At 67.7% G+C, this 15,775-nt stretch carries 15 protein-coding genes; 9 read left to right on the top strand and 6 right to left on the bottom strand.

The window, feature by feature from the left end; genetic code table 11:
- Positions 1 to 12 precede the first annotated feature (12 nt).
- Genes INR38_RS13660 through INR38_RS13650 form a run of 3 tightly spaced genes read left to right on the top strand, consistent with a single transcriptional unit; the run spans position 13 to position 1,602 of the window.
- Complete coding sequence (locus INR38_RS13660) at positions 13 to 558, top strand: RDD family protein (protein WP_207442271.1); 546 nt, start codon at positions 13 to 15, stop codon at positions 556 to 558.
- Between the two features lie 40 nt (positions 559 to 598).
- Positions 599 to 1,012 carry a diacylglycerol kinase gene (locus INR38_RS13655; protein ID WP_043819740.1) on the top strand — a complete coding sequence of 138 codons (414 nt, stop codon included), beginning with the start codon at positions 599 to 601 and terminating at the stop codon, positions 1,010 to 1,012.
- The gene (locus INR38_RS13650; RefSeq protein WP_012206672.1) at positions 1,009 to 1,602 is read left to right on the top strand and encodes a TIGR00730 family Rossman fold protein; all 594 of its coding nucleotides are present in this window, start codon (positions 1,009 to 1,011) and stop codon (positions 1,600 to 1,602) included. Before INR38_RS13655 ends, INR38_RS13650 begins: the two co-directional genes overlap by 4 nt.
- A 101-nt stretch (positions 1,603 to 1,703) precedes the next feature.
- On the opposite strand, the gene INR38_RS13645 is transcribed toward INR38_RS13650, so the two are convergent.
- Both INR38_RS13645 and INR38_RS13640 read right to left on the bottom strand, forming a co-directional pair.
- Positions 1,704 to 2,042, bottom strand: a complete 339-nt coding sequence (locus INR38_RS13645; protein ID WP_012206673.1) for a P-II family nitrogen regulator — start codon at positions 2,040 to 2,042, stop codon at positions 1,704 to 1,706.
- Between the two features lie 71 nt (positions 2,043 to 2,113).
- Entirely contained in the window at positions 2,114 to 3,763 is a 1,650-nt protein-coding gene (locus INR38_RS13640; protein ID WP_034396061.1) for an NAD+ synthase, read from the bottom strand.
- Between the two features lie 86 nt (positions 3,764 to 3,849).
- On the opposite strand from INR38_RS13640, the gene INR38_RS13635 reads away from it, so the two are divergent.
- Complete coding sequence (locus INR38_RS13635) at positions 3,850 to 5,073, top strand: GNAT family N-acetyltransferase (protein WP_207442277.1); 1,224 nt, start codon at positions 3,850 to 3,852, stop codon at positions 5,071 to 5,073.
- A 15-nt stretch (positions 5,074 to 5,088) separates the two neighbouring features.
- Here the strand turns inward: INR38_RS13635 and INR38_RS13630 are convergent, their stop codons facing one another.
- The 4 genes from INR38_RS13630 to INR38_RS13615 all read right to left on the bottom strand — a co-directional run bounded on the left by INR38_RS13630 (position 5,089) and on the right by INR38_RS13615 (position 10,600).
- Positions 5,089 to 6,918, bottom strand: a complete 1,830-nt coding sequence (locus tag INR38_RS13630) for a methyl-accepting chemotaxis protein (protein WP_207442280.1) — start codon at positions 6,916 to 6,918, stop codon at positions 5,089 to 5,091.
- Between the two features lie 498 nt (positions 6,919 to 7,416).
- Positions 7,417 to 9,195 carry a methyl-accepting chemotaxis protein gene (locus tag INR38_RS13625; RefSeq protein WP_207442282.1) on the bottom strand — a complete coding sequence of 593 codons (1,779 nt, stop codon included), beginning with the start codon at positions 9,193 to 9,195 and terminating at the stop codon, positions 7,417 to 7,419.
- 181 nt (positions 9,196 to 9,376) lie between these two features.
- A complete protein-coding gene (gene ppa, locus INR38_RS13620; protein WP_012206678.1) occupies positions 9,377 to 9,904 on the bottom strand; it encodes an inorganic diphosphatase in 528 nt (175 codons plus the stop codon).
- A gap of 153 nt (positions 9,905 to 10,057) precedes the next feature.
- Positions 10,058 to 10,600 (bottom strand): Mpo1-like protein, encoded by a 543-nt coding sequence (locus INR38_RS13615; protein ID WP_012206679.1) that lies wholly within the window; start codon positions 10,598 to 10,600, stop codon positions 10,058 to 10,060.
- A 62-nt stretch (positions 10,601 to 10,662) separates the two neighbouring features.
- On the opposite strand from INR38_RS13615, the gene INR38_RS13610 reads away from it, so the two are divergent.
- From INR38_RS13610 to moaA, 5 genes are all read left to right on the top strand, one after another.
- Entirely contained in the window at positions 10,663 to 11,499 is an 837-nt protein-coding gene (locus tag INR38_RS13610; protein ID WP_013801494.1) for a Crp/Fnr family transcriptional regulator, read from the top strand.
- Positions 11,500 to 11,603: 104 nt separating this feature from the next.
- Positions 11,604 to 13,037 (top strand): aldehyde dehydrogenase family protein, encoded by a 1,434-nt coding sequence (locus tag INR38_RS13605; RefSeq protein WP_207442283.1) that lies wholly within the window; start codon positions 11,604 to 11,606, stop codon positions 13,035 to 13,037.
- Between the two features lie 75 nt (positions 13,038 to 13,112).
- The gene (locus INR38_RS13600) at positions 13,113 to 13,712 is read left to right on the top strand and encodes a DUF2889 domain-containing protein (protein ID WP_043819748.1); all 600 of its coding nucleotides are present in this window, start codon (positions 13,113 to 13,115) and stop codon (positions 13,710 to 13,712) included.
- A 24-nt stretch (positions 13,713 to 13,736) separates the two neighbouring features.
- Positions 13,737 to 14,522 (top strand): SDR family oxidoreductase, encoded by a 786-nt coding sequence (locus INR38_RS13595; RefSeq protein ID WP_207442286.1) that lies wholly within the window; start codon positions 13,737 to 13,739, stop codon positions 14,520 to 14,522.
- A gap of 65 nt (positions 14,523 to 14,587) precedes the next feature.
- Positions 14,588 to 15,724, top strand: a complete 1,137-nt coding sequence (gene moaA, locus INR38_RS13590) for a GTP 3',8-cyclase MoaA (RefSeq protein ID WP_013801490.1) — start codon at positions 14,588 to 14,590, stop codon at positions 15,722 to 15,724.
- The last annotated feature ends 51 nt before the right edge of the window (positions 15,725 to 15,775 follow it).

The raw sequence follows: 15,775 nt of genomic DNA, 5'->3' as shown, positions 1-15,775 counted from the left end.
CTCCCCGTCCGCATGACGAACGCCACATCCCCCGCCTCCACCACGGCAGCCGCAATCGCATCCTCCCCACAGATGGCCCCGCGACTGGCGCGGCGCATGGCCTGCTGGCTCTACGAGGGCATGCTGCTGTTCGGCGTGGTCTTCATTGCAGGCTATCTGTTCGGCACCCTGTCGCAGACACGCAATGCCATGGACAACCGCCATGCGCTGCAGGCCTTCATGTTCGTGGTGCTGGGCATCTATTTCGTCTGGTTCTGGTCCAAGGGCCAGACGCTGGCCATGAAGACCTGGCACATCCGCCTGGTGGATGCAGCTGGCCAGCCCGTCAGCCAGTTGCGCGCGCTGCGGCGCTATGTGTTCAGCTGGATCTGGCTGCTGCCGCCGCTGGCGGCTTACTCGACCGGCGTGCCTGCACTGACCACGCTGATGCTGCTGGTGCTGTGGGTGGCGCTCTGGGCGCTGCTCAGCCGCTTTCATCCGCGCCGCCAGTTCTGGCATGACGCATGGGCCGGCACCCAGTTGATCCACCAGGCACCGGCACCCAGGAAAAAGCACTGACAGGCCCAGAGGCAGCGTCGCATCTCCTACACTCGCAAGCATGCCCGCCGCATCTCCCGACCCGACCGACAGTGCACCTGTCAATCCCCAGAAAAGCCGCACAGGCCTGACGCGTGTCTGGCACGCAGCAGGCTATTCGCTGTCGGGCCTTCGCGCCGGATGGAATGAAAAAGCCTTCCGCCAGGAAGCGCTGGCCGCCATCGTGCTGATCCCTGCCGCCTTCTGGCTGGGAAGCAGCTGGATCGAGGTCGCACTGCTGGCGGGCACCGTCTTGCTGGTGCTGATCGTGGAGCTGCTCAACAGCGGCATCGAGGCCGTGGTCGATCGCATAGGCCCCGAATGGCACGTTCTGTCCAAGCAGGCCAAGGACATGGGCAGCGCGGCCGTGATGCTGGCGCTGCTGCTGTGCGCCGGCGTCTGGCTGGCCGCCCTCTATCAACGGTTCATTGCATGACAAATCCCACGTTTTCCATTTGTGTGTATTGCGGCTCGCGCCCCGGCGACCAGCCCGGATTCATCGAGGCGGCCCGCGCCACCGGCCGCTGGATCGGCGAGCACGGCGGCCAGCTGGTCTATGGAGGCGGCCGCAGCGGCCTGATGGGCGAGGTGGCCGAAGCCACGCGGCAGGCCGGCGGCCGCGTCGTGGGCGTGATCCCGCAGGCGCTGGTGGACAAGGAACTGGCCAACCATGCCTGCGATGAACTGCACATCGTCCAGACCATGCACGAGCGCAAGGCCATGATGGCCGAGCGCAGCGATGCCTTCGTCGCCCTGCCCGGCGGCATAGGCACCTTCGAGGAATTGTTCGAGGTCTGGACCTGGCGCCAGCTGCGCTACCACGACAAGCCCATCGGCCTGCTCAATGTGGATGGCTACTACGACAGCATGCTGCAGTTCCTGCAGACCTGCGTGGGCCATGGCTTCATGGGCGAGTGGCAGATGGGACTGATCGAAAGCGGCAGCGACATCCCCACGCTGCTGCAATCCCTGGTGCAGAACGCCGGCACGGGCCTGGAGACTGCGCCCTTGCGCGCCGTGATCTGAACACAAGCGGAAACGGAAACGGCCACCCTTGAGAGGATGGCCGCCAGCGTCGAGATATCAGGAATGCAGGGCGCCGAATGCGCCCTGCCCTGCTCTCGGACTCAAATGGCTCCGTCGTCGAGCTCGCCGGTACGGATGCGCACCACGCGCTCCACGGCCGTGACGAAGATCTTGCCGTCACCGATCTTGCCCGTGCGCGCCACGTTGACGATGGCGTCCACGCAGCGGTCCACGTCCTCGGTGCGGACCACGACCTCGATCTTCACCTTGGGCAGGAAGTCCACCACGTACTCAGCACCGCGGTAAAGCTCGGTATGGCCCTTCTGGCGGCCAAAGCCCTTGACCTCGGTGACGGTCAGGCCGTTGACGCCGCAGTCGGCCAGTGCCTCGCGGACCTCTTCCAGCTTGAACGGCTTGATGATGGCGGTGATCATTTTCATGGGGTGAACTCCTCAGTGCATGCAATACGGGGCAAGACGGCTGGCCGGGAAACCCCGCCGCCTCAGGTGCTTCAAGCGCGAAAGCGGTTGGTGATGGGGTAGCGCCAATCCTTGCCGAAGCTGCGGCGCGTCAGTCGCGGCCCCACGGGCGCCTGGCGGCGTTTGTACTCGTTGATCTGGATCAGGCGCGTCACTCGCTCCACATCGGCGCTGGCGTATCCGTCGGCCACGATGGAGGCGATGCTTTCGTTATTTTCCATGTAACGGCGCACGATGGCATCGAGCACCTCATAAGCGGGCAGGCTGTCCTGGTCTTTCTGGTCAGGGCGCAGTTCGGCGCTGGGCGGGCGCGTGATGATGCGATCCGGAATGGGGTCCAGCCCCGTGCCGAACGGATCGTTGGCATTGCGCCAGCGCGCCAGCGCAAAGACCTCGGTCTTGAGCACGTCCTTGATCACCGCAAAGCCGCCCGCCATGTCGCCATAGAGCGTGCAGTAGCCGGTGGACATCTCGCTCTTGTTGCCCGTGGTCAGCACCACGGAGCCGAACTTGTTGGACAGGCCCATCAGCAAGGTGCCGCGGATGCGGGCCTGCAGGTTTTCTTCGGTCGTGTCCTCGGCGCGGCCCGCGAAGGCCGGGGCCAGGGCGGCCTTGAAGGCCTCGAACTGCGGTGCGATGGAGATTTCGTCATAGCGCACGCCCACGCGCTCGGCCATGTCACGCGCGTCGATCCAGCTGATGTCGGCCGTATAGGGCGAAGGCATCATCACCGTATGCACCTTGTCAGCTCCCAGGGCATCGACTGCAATCGCCAGCACCAGGGCCGAGTCGATACCGCCCGACAGGCCCAGCAGGGCGCCGGGGAAACGGTTCTTGCCCACGTAGTCGCGCACGGCCAGCACCAGGGCGGACCACAGCGCCGGCAGGTGCCCTGGCTGCGCAATCACCTCGCCGGCCAGCACCAGCGCATGCCCGCCCGTGCGGACCTCCACCCGCGGCAAGGCCTCGGCAAAGGCCGGCGCGCGCGCGGCAATGGAGCCGTCCGCCTGCACGGCAAAGGAGCTGCCATCAAAGACGATTTCATCCTGGCCGCCAACCAGATGTGCGTAGACCAGGGGCAAGCCGGTCTCGCACGCACGCGCGGCCAGCGTGGCTTCGCGTTCGGCCTGCTTGCCCTCATGGAAGGGCGAGGCATTGATCACGGCCAGCAATTGCGCACCGGCCTGGGCGGCGGCGCGTGCGGGTTCGGGATGCCAGGCGTCCTCGCAGATCAGCAGGCCCACGCGCACACCCTGCACTTCGATCACGCAGGGCGATTGGCCGGCCACAAAGTAGCGCTGCTCGTCGAACACGCCGTAGTTGGGCAGGCATTGCTTGGCATGGCTGCATTCCACGCGCCCGTCGCGCAGCACGCTGGCCGCATTGCGCAACGCGCCACCGGCGCCCGGGTCGCGCCAGGGATGGCCCAGCACCAGCGCCAGGCCCGGCCATTGCGCGGTCTCCAGCGCAAGCTGCTGCACGGCCTGGTCGCAGGCATCCAGAAAGGCGGGGCGCAGATACAGGTCTTCGGCCGCATAGCCGCACAGGGCAAGCTCGGGCGTCAGCAGCAAGCGTGCTCCCGTGGCATAAGCTTCACGGGCTGCGGCAATGATTTTCTGGACATTGCCGGGCAGGTCGCCCACGACAAAGTTGAGCTGGGCAGTGCAGATGGAGAGCGTCATGGAATGCAATGGAGCCAACAGGGCCGACAAGGCCACCCCACAGCGAAAGGCGGCAGCGCGCGTCACACCGGCCTGCAAGGAATGGCATGGCTGAAACCGCAATTATCACCCGCGTGCTGGACAGCGTGCAGCAGCTCGATGCCCAGGCATGGAATGCGCTGCTGGCATCGCAGGCCGCGCCCACTCCCTTCATGCGCCACGAGTACCTGAGCGCGCTGGAATCCAGCGGCAGCGCCGTGCCGCAAACCGGCTGGGCCGGCCGCGTGGTCACGCTCTGGCAGGGCGGCGAGCTGGTCGCCGCCTGCCCGGTCTACGCCAAGGCGCACTCCTATGGCGAGTACGTGTTCGACTTTGCCTGGGCACGTGCCTACGCCCAGCACGGGCTGGATTACTACCCCAAGGGCGTGCTGGCCGTGCCTTTCACGCCCGTGCCGGGCAGCCGCCTGCTGGCGCGCACGCCCTTGCTGCGTGCAGCCCTGGTGCGCGCGGTGCGCGAATGGGCCCAGGCGCAGCAGCTGTCTTCGCTGCACCTGCTGTTCAGCGATGCAGAGGATCTGGCAGCCTGCGATGCCGACGGCTGGATGCAGCGCAGCACCGTGCAGTTCCACTGGACCAACCAGGGCGCCGATGGCGCCGGGCACGGCGATTTCGAACACTTTCTGGCGACGCTGAACCAGGAAAAGCGCAAGAAGATACGCCAGGAAAGGCGCAAGGTGCATGAGGCCGGCGTGCGCTTTCGCGCCCTGCACGGGCCGGACATGGGCGCACAGGACTGGGCCTTTTTCTACCGCTGCCACGAGCGAACCTACCTGGAGCATGGCAACGCCCCGTACCTCGAACCGGCCTTCTTCGAGGCCATGGCGCGCCAGATGCCCGAGGCCTGGCTGATGTTCATCGCCGAGCGCGACGGCCAGCCCATGGCCTGCAGCCTGATCGCGCTGGATGCTGCGGCCGCAAGGCTGTCAGCGGGCCATCCAGGCGGACGCGCCCACGCGCCGCAGACCCCGCAGGGAACGGCCTACGGCCGCTACTGGGGTGCACTGGAGCGCGTGGATTGCCTGCATTTCGAGGCCTGCTACTACCAGCCCATCGCCTGGTGCATAGAACGCGGCATTGCGCATTTCGAGGGAGGCGCCCAGGGCGAGCACAAGATGGCACGGGCACTGTTGCCCGTGGTCACCCCCAGCGCCCACTGGATTGCCCACCCGTCCTTTGCCGATGCCATCTCGCGCTTTCTGGACCGCGAGGGCGAGGGCATGGCCGGCTATCTGCAGGAGCTGCAGGCCCACAGCCCGCTGCGCCAGGGGTAAGGCCAGGGCCAAGGCTCAGAAGGTTTCCCAGTCGTCATCGCCCTGACCGGGCTGGCCGGGCTGGCGTGGTGCCGGCTTGCCGGCCTGCGTGGGTCCGGCGCGCGGCCGGATGGGGGGTGTGGCATCGCGCTCAAGCCGGCGGGCCAGCGTCTCGCCGCCTGCAGGCGCACCGCCGCCGCCCAGGGCCGCAGGCCGCGCAGGGCTGGCGGGTGGGGCAGGCCGGACAGGCGGGGCTGCGGGGCGCGTTGCGGCGCTGGCCGGTGCCGCCACCCTGTGCGGCACATGCGCATGGCTGTCCGTGGCGCCACGGGGCAACTGGAAGACGGCCACGGCCTCGACCAGGTCCTGCGCCTGCTTGCGCAGCGAGGCAGCGGCGGCCGCGCTTTCCTCGACCAGGGCCGCGTTCTGCTGCGTGGTCTGGTCCATCTGCGTGACGGCTTCGCCAACCTGGGCCACGCCGGAGCTCTGCTCAGTGCTGGCCGAGCTGATCTCGCCCATGATGTCGGTGACCCGGCCGATGGCGGCCACCACTTCGGTCATGGTCGTGCCTGCGCGGTCCACCAGTTGCGAGCCCTGCTCCACACGCTCCACGCTGGCCGTGATCAGCGCCTTGATTTCCTTGGCGGCCTCGGCGCTGCGCTGGGCCAGCGATCGCACCTCGCCCGCGACCACGGCGAAGCCCCGGCCCTGCTCACCTGCGCGGGCCGCCTCCACCGCGGCATTGAGCGCGAGGATGTTGGTCTGGAAGGCAATGGAGTCGATCACGCCGATGATGTCGCCGATGCGCCGGCTGCTGTCGTTGATGCCCTTCATGGTCTCCACGGCCTCGGCCACCACTTCGCCGCCACGGCGCGCAACGCTGGATGCATTGAGCGCCAGCTGATTGGCCTGGCGTGCGTTGTCGGCGTTCTGGCGCACGGTGGAGCCCAGCTCCTCCATGGAGGCTGCCGTCTGCTCCAGGGCACTGGCCTGCTCTTCCGTGCGGCTGGACAGGTCGGCATTGCCCGAGGCAATCTGCGCGCTGGCCGAGGCCACGCCTTCGGCGTTCTGGCGCACGCTGCGCACGGTCTGCACCAGGCTCGATTGCATGCGCTGCAGCGCGCCCAGCAGCAGGCCGGTTTCGTCATTGCGGTCGATGCGGATGGTCCCGCCCAGGTCGCCGTTGGCCACGCGGTCTGCGGCATCGACCGCATGCGCCAGCGGCGCGCGGATGGAGCGCGTCAGCCACAGGCCGGCCAGCACGGCCAGCAGCACGGCCGCCAGCGCCGCCACGCTGAGGACGACGACCGAGCGCCCGTACACGGCCTCGGCGTTGCGGCTTTCCTGCAAGGCGGCATCACTGTTGAGCTTGACCAGCAGATCCAGCGTGTTCGACGAATCGTTGTAGAGCTTCAGCGACTCGCCGCCCAGCACCGCCTGGGCCTTTTCCTTCTCGCCCTGGCGCGACAGCGCCAGCACCTGCTGGCTCAGTTGCTGGTAGCGCTCGCGTTCCTGGACCAGTTGCGCGTAGAGCCTGCGTTCTTCGTCCGATGACAGCAGCGGCTCATAGGCCTTCTTGCGCTCGGCCAGGCGGCGCTGCAGTTGTTCCAGCTGCTTTTCCGAATCGGTCTTGTAGGCGGCATCGTCATTGTTGACATGGCGCACTTCCAGAAGGCGCGTGCGCACGACATCGGTGCCGATCTGGTTGATCACTTCCACGCTGGGCATGGCGTTGCCCGTGATGACTTCCATGCTGGCGCGCATGGCGCGCAACTGCACCAGCGCCGCAGCCACCACGGCCAGCAGCAGCAGCACCAGCAGGCCGAAGGTGCCCAGCATGCGCGTTGAGATCTTGAGGTTTTTCACGTTCGTCTTTCTTGTCGAAGTCCTGCCATCTTGTTGTGCCTAGCTTTGTGTTGCGCCATGGACAGGCGTCAGCCAGGCCCGGCGCGGACTTCGCAAAAACAGATCTGCCGCAACCGCGCAAGTCGGCTTGTTGGCAGGGATCGGAGAGGGAGAGCCGCCGCGGTGGCGCGGTCCGCTGGAAGACTGATTGCCGCCAGGCGTGGCGGCCATGAGAACAAGGTGATCACGGGATACCCCTTCGTTCCTAGGGAGCGGCGCCAGAAGCCGCCATTGTTCACGCTGTAAGAATAGGACTACATCCACTTACATTCTGCCAGTATCCAGGCATTGTTCAGGACAAGTTCAGGGACTGGTAGTAGGCAGAAACCTTCACTGGCAGATTTGTGCCACAGCCTCTCGCTCCCGTCTTGCGCCAGCTCAGCGGCAGACACAAAAGGAAAGCGGCCCCATGCAAAGCATGGAGCCGCCAGAAAAGGGAGCCGAACTGCGCGTGAGGCCTCAGAATGCGGCCCACTCCTCATCGTCGGCGGTGGTCGTCTTGGTGGCCTTGGTGGCCTTGGTGGCCTTGGCCGGGGTGGCCGCAGCGATCTGTTGCGCCGGCCCGGCGGCCATGGGAGCCAGGGCCGGACGCGATGCCAGGGAGGCAACAACCGTTGCGCGCGATGCTGCGGCAGTCGCCACAGTGACAGCTGGCGCATCGGCAGCGGCCGTGCGGAATACCGAGACCGAGGCCACCATGGCCTGTGCCTGCTGCTGCAGCGACTGGGCGGCGGCGGCGCTTTGCTCCACCAGGGCCGCGTTCTGCTGCGTGGCCTGGTCCATCTGCGTGATGGCATCGCCCACCTGGGCCACGCCCGCGCTCTGCTCGCTGCTGGCCGCGCTGATCTCGCCCATGATGTCCGTCACGCGCCGGATGGCGGTGACGATTTCCGACATGGTCTCGCCGGCCTTGTCCACCAGTTGCGTGCCCTGCTCCACGCGCTGCTCGCTGGCCTGGATCAGCGCCTTGATCTCCTTGGCCGCCTCGGCGCTGCGCTGGGCCAGCGAACGGACCTCGCCCGCCACCACGGCAAAGCCCCGGCCCTGCTCGCCAGCGCGGGCCGCTTCCACGGCCGCGTTCAGCGCAAGAATGTTGGTCTGGAAGGCAATGCCGTCGATCACGCCGATGATGTCCGCGATCTGGCGGCTGCTGTCGTTGATGCCCTTCATGGTGTCCACCACCTGGGCCACGACTTCGCCCCCACGCGCGGCGATGCCCGATGCGGAGGCCGCCATCTGGTTGGCCTGGCGCGCGCTGTCGGCGTTCTGCCGCACGGTGGCGCCCAGTTGCTCCATGGAGGCTGCCGTTTCCTCCAGCGCGCTGGCCTGGCTTTCGGTGCGCGCCGACAGATCGGCATTGCCCTGGGCGATCTCACCGGCGGCCAGTGCCACGCCCTGCGCGTTGCCACGCACCTCGCCCACCAGCTCGGCGAGCTTGCGGCGCATGTCTTCCTGTGCGTTGATGAGCTGGCCCATTTCGTCGCGGCGGCGGCTGGTGACCGGCGTCTCCAGATGGCCGGCCGCCACGTTGCGCGCCACATGGACGGCCTGGGCGACGGGGCCGGTCACGGCACGCGTGATGGACCATCCCACCAGGGCGGCAATGGCCACCACCACGGCCAGCGTGCCCAGCACCCAGATGCGGGCGAGGTCAAAGCCTGCCTGCGCCTGCTGGCGCGCCTGCTCTCCCGCCTCGCGCTGCAGGGTCAGCAGGCGGCCGGCGCTTTCGGCCAGCTTGCCGAACTGCGCCTCGGATTCGCCGGCGAACATCAGCCCCATCTCGTCGGCCATGAAGGCCTGCTCCTCGGTGGTCGAATAGTTGCCGGCACGCGCGCGCTCCAGCAGGCGCGCATGCATGGCCAGGAACTGCTGCTTGAAGCCGAGGTAGTCGTCAAAGGCCGCGCGCAGGGCCTGCTGGTCGATCAGCGCACGCAGCGCCGTCTCATGCTCGCCGATGGTCTGCAGCCGGTCCTGCACCTGCTTGGCAAAGCCATCGACCTCGCCCAGGCTGCGCGCCGAGGCGATGCCGGCCTCGTGGCGGCGCAGGCGGTTGTACTCGGAGCGCATGGCGCCCGCATGGAACATGCTGGGCAGGGCCACATCCGACAAATGCAATGCGTTGCGGTGCATCTGCGCCAGTTGCAACCAGGCCACAGCCCCCAGGATGGCCGAGAACAGGACCATGACGAGGAATCCCATGCCCAGCTTCGTGCCCATGCGCCAATCTGCCAACTTCATTTGCTCGCTCCCGGGCTGATGGCTCGCACCAGCGCCTGATTGATCTGTCCAAACCCTGATCCACGACAAAACAAAAAACGCACCCGGCGCGTAGGCAACGGGTGCGTTTCAAATTGTATCAACTGCGAAGCGGGCATTTACCTCAGCGCAGTTGAGACTCCCTCAACGGGAGTGAAAAGGATCAGCCCTTGTAGTTGGCGATGCCGTCCACGACTTCCTTCTTGGCCTCGTCCACGCCCTTCCAGCCCAGCACCTTGACCCACTTGCCCTTTTCCAGGTCCTTGTAGTGCTCGAAGAAATGCTGGATCTGCTTGAGGGTGATCTCGTGGATGTCTTCCAGCGTGTTGATCTTGTCGTAGGCGGGCAGCAGCTTTTGCGTGGGTACGGCCAGGACCTTGCCATCCACGCCGGACTCGTCTTCCATCAGCAGGATGCCGATGGGGCGGCAGGCCACGACCACGCCCGGGGGCAGCGGGAAGGGCGTCATCACCAGCACGTCCACCGGATCGCCGTCGCCGGACAGCGTCTGGGGCACATAGCCGTAGTTGGCCGGGTAGTGCATGGCCGTGCCCATGAAGCGGTCCACGAAGACGGCGCCGCTTTCCTTGTCCACTTCGTACTTGATGGGATCGGAGTTGGCCGAGATCTCGATGACCACGTTGAAGGTTTCAGGAGCGTTCTTGCCCGGTGTGACTTTGTCGAAAGACATGATGGATGAGGAGAGTTGAAACAAAAAAGCCCCCGCAGGGGGATAGCAGCGTGATTTTAGGCGCAGGCACACGCCCCCACGGATGGCTCCGCAGGAACGCCTGCCATGCTACGGCGGCAAGCCTGCGCCAAGCTTGCAGCGCCCGGGCCGTTTTCAGGCGTGTGCGCCGCCCGCGCGCCGCTGCACGGGCCCGCTGCGCTGCTCCACCGCATGCTGCACTTCGCGGCGCAGGCCCAGGGCAAAGCCCAGCTCGGCCAGCACGAACAGCGGCCCGATGACCAGGCCCACGATGTCATCCAGGAAAGCCGGCTTGCGGCCCTCGTAGTAATGGCCCACGAACTGGATCACCCAGCCCACGGCGAAGATGCCCAGGCCCCAGCCCAGCCAAGCCCCCATCGGCAGCATGGCGATGGGCTGGGCCAGCGCCAGCATCAGGGCAAGCACCAGGGCCATGGCGATGCCGTAGCGCAGGTCCAGCAGACAGTAGTAGATGCCTGCCGCCAGTGCCGCCAGCAGGGCCAGGCTCAATGGCAGCTCGGGCAGGCCATCGCCCAATGGGGCAGCCCACTGCAGGCGGGCCAGCAAAATCACCACGGCCCACATGATCAGCGGCACGCCGACGAAGTGCGTGAGGATGTTGCGCGGATCACGGTGATAGTCCGCGTACTGGGACAGTTGGTCGATGAGGGTTTTCATAGGCTGCACCTGCGGTGGATGTTGCGCAACCATGGTGGTGTCATCAAGGATTGGCGTCTGTCATGGATCCGACACAAGCCTCATCGCACACCTCGGGCTTACCCGCACCCGCCCCGGCAGCTCCGGCAGCCCACGCCGCCCCGCGCGGCGTACGGCGCCGTGCTGCGGCCGGCCCGCCGGGCATGGCCGATCTCTGGGCCACCATCGAGGCGGGCCGCTGGTTCCACGCCCTGCCGCCGGAGCTGGGCGCACAGCTCAAGGCACTGGCCCAGCCCCGCACGCTGGCAGCAGGCGACTGGCTGTTCCGGCGCGGCGACCCGCCCTGCGGCCTGTATGCGGTGGCGCGTGGTGCGCTCAGTATCTCGGGAACGGCCGCCTGCGGCGAGCAGGCCCGCACGGCGCTGCTGACCCTGGTGGAGCCTCCCATGTGGCTGGGGGAAATCGCGCTGTTCGATGGAGCCGAGCGCACCCACGATGCCCAGGCAGCCACGGCCTGCACCGTGCTGCACGTGCCCCAGGCCCCACTGCAGGCATGGCTGGCGGCCCATCCCGAACACTGGCAGGTGCTGGCCTTGCTGCTGACCGACAAGCTGCGCGTGTGTCTGATGGCGCTGGAGGAGCACACGCTGCTGCCTGCGCCGCAGCGTCTGGCGCGGCGCCTGGTGCGCATGGCCGAAGGCTTTGACCAGTGGCAGCCGGACGGCCAGGGCCGCCAGCGCTGGCGCCGCGAGCTGGATGTTTCCCAGGAACAGCTGGCGCGCATGCTGGGCCTGTCGCGCCAGACCACCAACCAGATCCTGCAGGAGCTGCAGCAGGCCGGTTGCCTGCAACTGCGGCGCGGCAAGATGGAGGTGCTGGACCGGCAGGGCCTGCGCGACGCGGGCTGGCCCGAGGACTGAAGCCACTGAAGCCGCTGTAGCCGCTGGAGCCACCAAGGCGATCGAGGGGACGCAGCAACGCCCGGGACTGGACAAGCGGCGCGGGCACCCCACAATCGGGCTCCATGCAATACCACTACATCGGCAATGCGTCCGTGCCCACGGAGTCGGGACGCACGATCCCCGTGCTGGACCCGTCGGACGGGCAGGCTTTCGACGAGCTGCAGCGCGGCTCGCCCCAGGACATCGACCTGGCCGTGCGTTCGGCGCGCGAGTGCCAGGACAGCGTCTGGAGCAAGCTTTCTGCCGCAGAGCGCGGTCGCCTGCTGATGCGCCTGTCGGGCAGCGTGCTCCAGCATGCCGATGAGCTCACGGCCATTGAGCAGCGCGACTGCGGCAAGCCCACGCGCCAGGCCCGTGCCGATGTGCTGGCGCTGGCGCGCTACTTCGAGTTCTATGCCGGCGCCTGCGACAAGCTGCACGGTGAGACCCTGCCCTACCAGCAGGGCTACAGCGCCCTGACCTGGCGCGAGCCCCACGGCGTGACCGGCCACATCGTGCCCTGGAACTATCCCATGCAGATCCTGGGCCGCAGCGTGGGCGCGGCGCTGGCTGCGGGCAATACCTGTGTGGTCAAGCCGTCGGAAGACGCCTGCCTGTCCGTGCTGCGCGTGGCGCGGCTGGCCACCGAGGCCGGCTTTCCAGCCGGCGCCTTCAACGTGGTCACCGGCCTGGGTCACGAGGTGGGCGAGGCCCTGGCGCGCCATCCCGGCGTAGACCACCTGAGCTTCACGGGCAGCCCCGGCGTGGGCACGCTGATCCAGCAGGCCGCTGCCGAGCGCCACTGCCCCGTCACGCTGGAGCTGGGCGGCAAGAGCCCGCAGATCGTGTTTGCAGACGCGGACCTCGATGCCGCCGTGCCCGCCATCGTCAACGCCATCGTGCAGAACGCGGGCCAGACCTGCTCGGCAGGTTCGCGCGTGCTGATCGACTCGCTGATCTACGAGCCGCTGCTCGAACGCCTGGGCCAGGCCTTCGAGGCGCTGCGCGTTGGCCCGGCTGCCATGGACCTGGACCTGGGGCCGCTGATCCGCGCCAGCCAGCAGCAGCGCGTCTGGGATTTCCTGTCCGACGCCCAGGTGGCCGGCATTGCCGTGGTGGCGCAGGGCCAGATCGTCGAGGATGCGCCCGACAGCGGCTTTTACCAGGCGCCCACCCTGCTGCGCGACGTGCCGCCCGAGCACCGGCTGGCGCAGGAAGAGATTTTCGGCCCCGTGCTCTGCGCCATGCCCTTCCATGACGAGGACCATGCCGTGCAACTGGCCAACGGCACGGCCTACGGCCTGGTGGCCGGCCTGTGGACGCGCGACGGCGCGCGCCAGTTGCGCATGGCGCGGCGCCTGCGCTGCGGCCAGGTCTTCGTCAACAACTACGGCGCCGGTGGCGGCGTGGAGCTGCCCTTCGGCGGCGTCAAGTCCAGCGGCCATGGCCGCGAAAAGGGCTTCGAGGCGCTCTACGGCTTTACCACGCTGAAGACCGTCGCCATACGGCATGGCTGATCCTGGCGCATGACGGAAAATCGCGGGATGCCCGGCGCCAGCCGGCAGCCCGCGACAGAAAGAACAGCTTCCCCCATGCCCTTGTCCCCCATTCCCGACCGCACGCCCCAGCATGAACGCGACGTGCGCTACCGCAGCTACGCCCGCGCCGACGGCCTCTGGGATATCGAAGGCGAGCTGCGCGACAGCAAAACCCATGACATCGAACTGAGCGGCGGCCGCCACATGCCCGCCGGCACGGCCATACACCACATGTGGATACGCACCACGGTCGATGCCCGCCTGACGGTGCAGGCCATCGAGGTCGTCATGGATTCCCACCCGCTGGGCCACTGCCCCGAGGCCACGCGGGCCCTGCAAAAAATGGTGGGCTGCAGCATGGCGCGCGGCTGGCGCAAGGCCATCAACGAGAACCTGGGCGGCGTGGCCAGCTGCACGCATCTGCGCGAGCTGCTGTTCAACATGGCCACCGCCGCCTTCCAGTCCGTGCCGGGCGTCTTTGGCGATGCCGACCCCAGCCAGCCGCCACGCCACCTGGGCCAGTGCCTGGGCTGGGACTTCAATGGCCCCGGCGTGGCCCGCTATTACCCGCAATTCGTGGGCTGGCAGCCCGGCACAGGCGGCGCGACCCCGATCCCGGCAACCACAGCAACCACCGAAACCCAGGGGGCCTGACCCCCGACCGAGGAGCAAAGCCCGATGCGTGTCCAGGACAAATCCATCATCGTCACAGGCGCCGGCAGCGGCATCGGGGCCGGCATCGCACAGCGGCTGGCCGCCGAAGGTGCCCGGGTCATCGTCAACGACATCGACCGCGAGGCCGGCACGCGCGTGGCACAGTCCATCACCGCCGAAGGCGGCCGGGCACTTTTCGTGCAGGCGGACATGACAAGCAGCGAACAGGTCAAGGCCCTGGTGGAGGCCACGCTGCAGGCGCATGGCCGGCTCGATGCCTTCGTCAACAACGCGGGCTGGACGCACCGCAACCGCCCCATGCTCGAAGTCAGCGAGGCCGAGTTCGACCGCGTCTACGCCATCAACGTCAAGAGCATCTACCTTTCTGCCGTGCACGGCGTGCCCGCCATGCGCGCCAACCCGGCGCTGGCCGATGGCCGCCCTGGCGGCGGCAGCTTCATCAACATCGCCTCCACGGCAGGCCTGCGCCCTCGGCCGGGGCTGACCTGGTACAACGGCTCCAAGGGTGCCGTCATCATCACCAGCAAGTCCATGGCGGCCGAGCTCGGGCCCGAGAACATCCGCGTCAACTGCATCAACCCCGTGTTCAACCCGGACACCGGCCTGGCCGCCGAGTTTGCCGGCGGCCCCGTGGACGAGGAGCGCCGCGCGCGCTTTCGCGCGACGATTCCGCTGGGCCGCTTTTCCACAGCGCTGGACGTGGCCAATGCCGCGCTGTATCTGGCCAGCGACGAGGCCGCCTTCATCAGCGGCACCTGCATCGAGGTGGACGGAGCGCGCTGCGTCTAGACACAGATCAAGAACTGCAGGCTTGCGCAGTGCCTGGACATAGGCATTCGGGCAAAATCGCAGGCATGGCAGAACGAGTGATCCCCCTGGTCGACGAGCGCTCCCCCACGCGCCCGGCCGCCGTGCCAAGTCTGCTGCAGACGCCCACCGGCGATCTGCAGGACAGGCTTGGCCGGTCGCTGCGCGACCTGCGCATCAGCATCACCGACCGCTGCAACTTCCGCTGCAGCTACTGCATGCCCAAGGAAGTCTTCGACAAGAACTACAGCTACCTGCCGCACGGCTCGCTGCTGAGTTTCGAGGAAATCACGCGCACGGCACGCCTGTTCGTGCAGCACGGCGTGCAGAAGATCCGGCTGACGGGCGGCGAGCCGCTGCTGCGCAAGAACGTGGAAACGCTGGTGGAGCAGCTCTCCGCCCTGCGCACGCCCGGCGGCCAGCCCCTGGACCTGACGCTGACCACCAACGGCTCCCTGCTGGCCCGCAAGGCCCGCGCGCTCAAGGACGCCGGCCTGAACCGCGTCACCGTGAGCCTGGACGGGCTGGACGACGCGGTGTTCCGCAGCATGAACGACGTGGACTTCCCGGTCTCCGACGTGCTGGCCGGCATCGAGGCGGCCCAGGCCGCGGGCCTGACCAACATCAAGGTCAACATGGTGGTCAAGCGCGGCACCAACGAAGACCAGATCCTGCCCATGGCGCGCCACTTCCAGGGCACGGGCGTGACCTTGCGCTTCATCGAATACATGGATGTGGGCGCGACCAACGGCTGGCGCATGGACGAGGTCCTGCCCTCCGACGAGGTCATCGCCCGGCTGCGCGCCGAACTGCCCCTGGTGCCGCTGCAGCCCAGCGCCACCGGCGAGACGGCCGTGCGCTGGGGCTATGCCGACGCACGCGGCCTGCACGACCCGTCGCTGGGCGAGGTCGGCGTGATCAGCAGCGTCACCCATGCCTTTTGCGGCGACTGCAACCGCGCACGCCTGTCCACCGAAGGCCGGCTGTACCTGTGCCTGTTCGCCTCCGAAGGCTGGGACCTGCGCAGCCTGCTGCGCAGCGGCGCCAGCGATGCCGAGGTCGCCTCCGCGCTGGCCCCCATCTGGCAGCAGCGCAGCGACCGCTACTCCGAGCTGCGCGCCAGCCTGCCGGCCAGCACGGGCACGCAGCGCAGGCGCATCGAGATGAGCTACATCGGCGGCTGATCCGTGCGGCGTGCGCGGTTGCAGTCGCCGCAAAAGGCATGGGTGACGCTG

Origin of the sequence: Delftia sp. SD018 (assembly GCF_017355445.1) — a bacterium.
Taxonomy (GTDB): domain Bacteria; phylum Pseudomonadota; class Gammaproteobacteria; order Burkholderiales; family Burkholderiaceae_C; genus Comamonas; species Comamonas acidovorans.
Note: the sequence above shows the minus strand (reverse complement) of the source record. Positions and strands in the feature narration are given on the sequence as shown.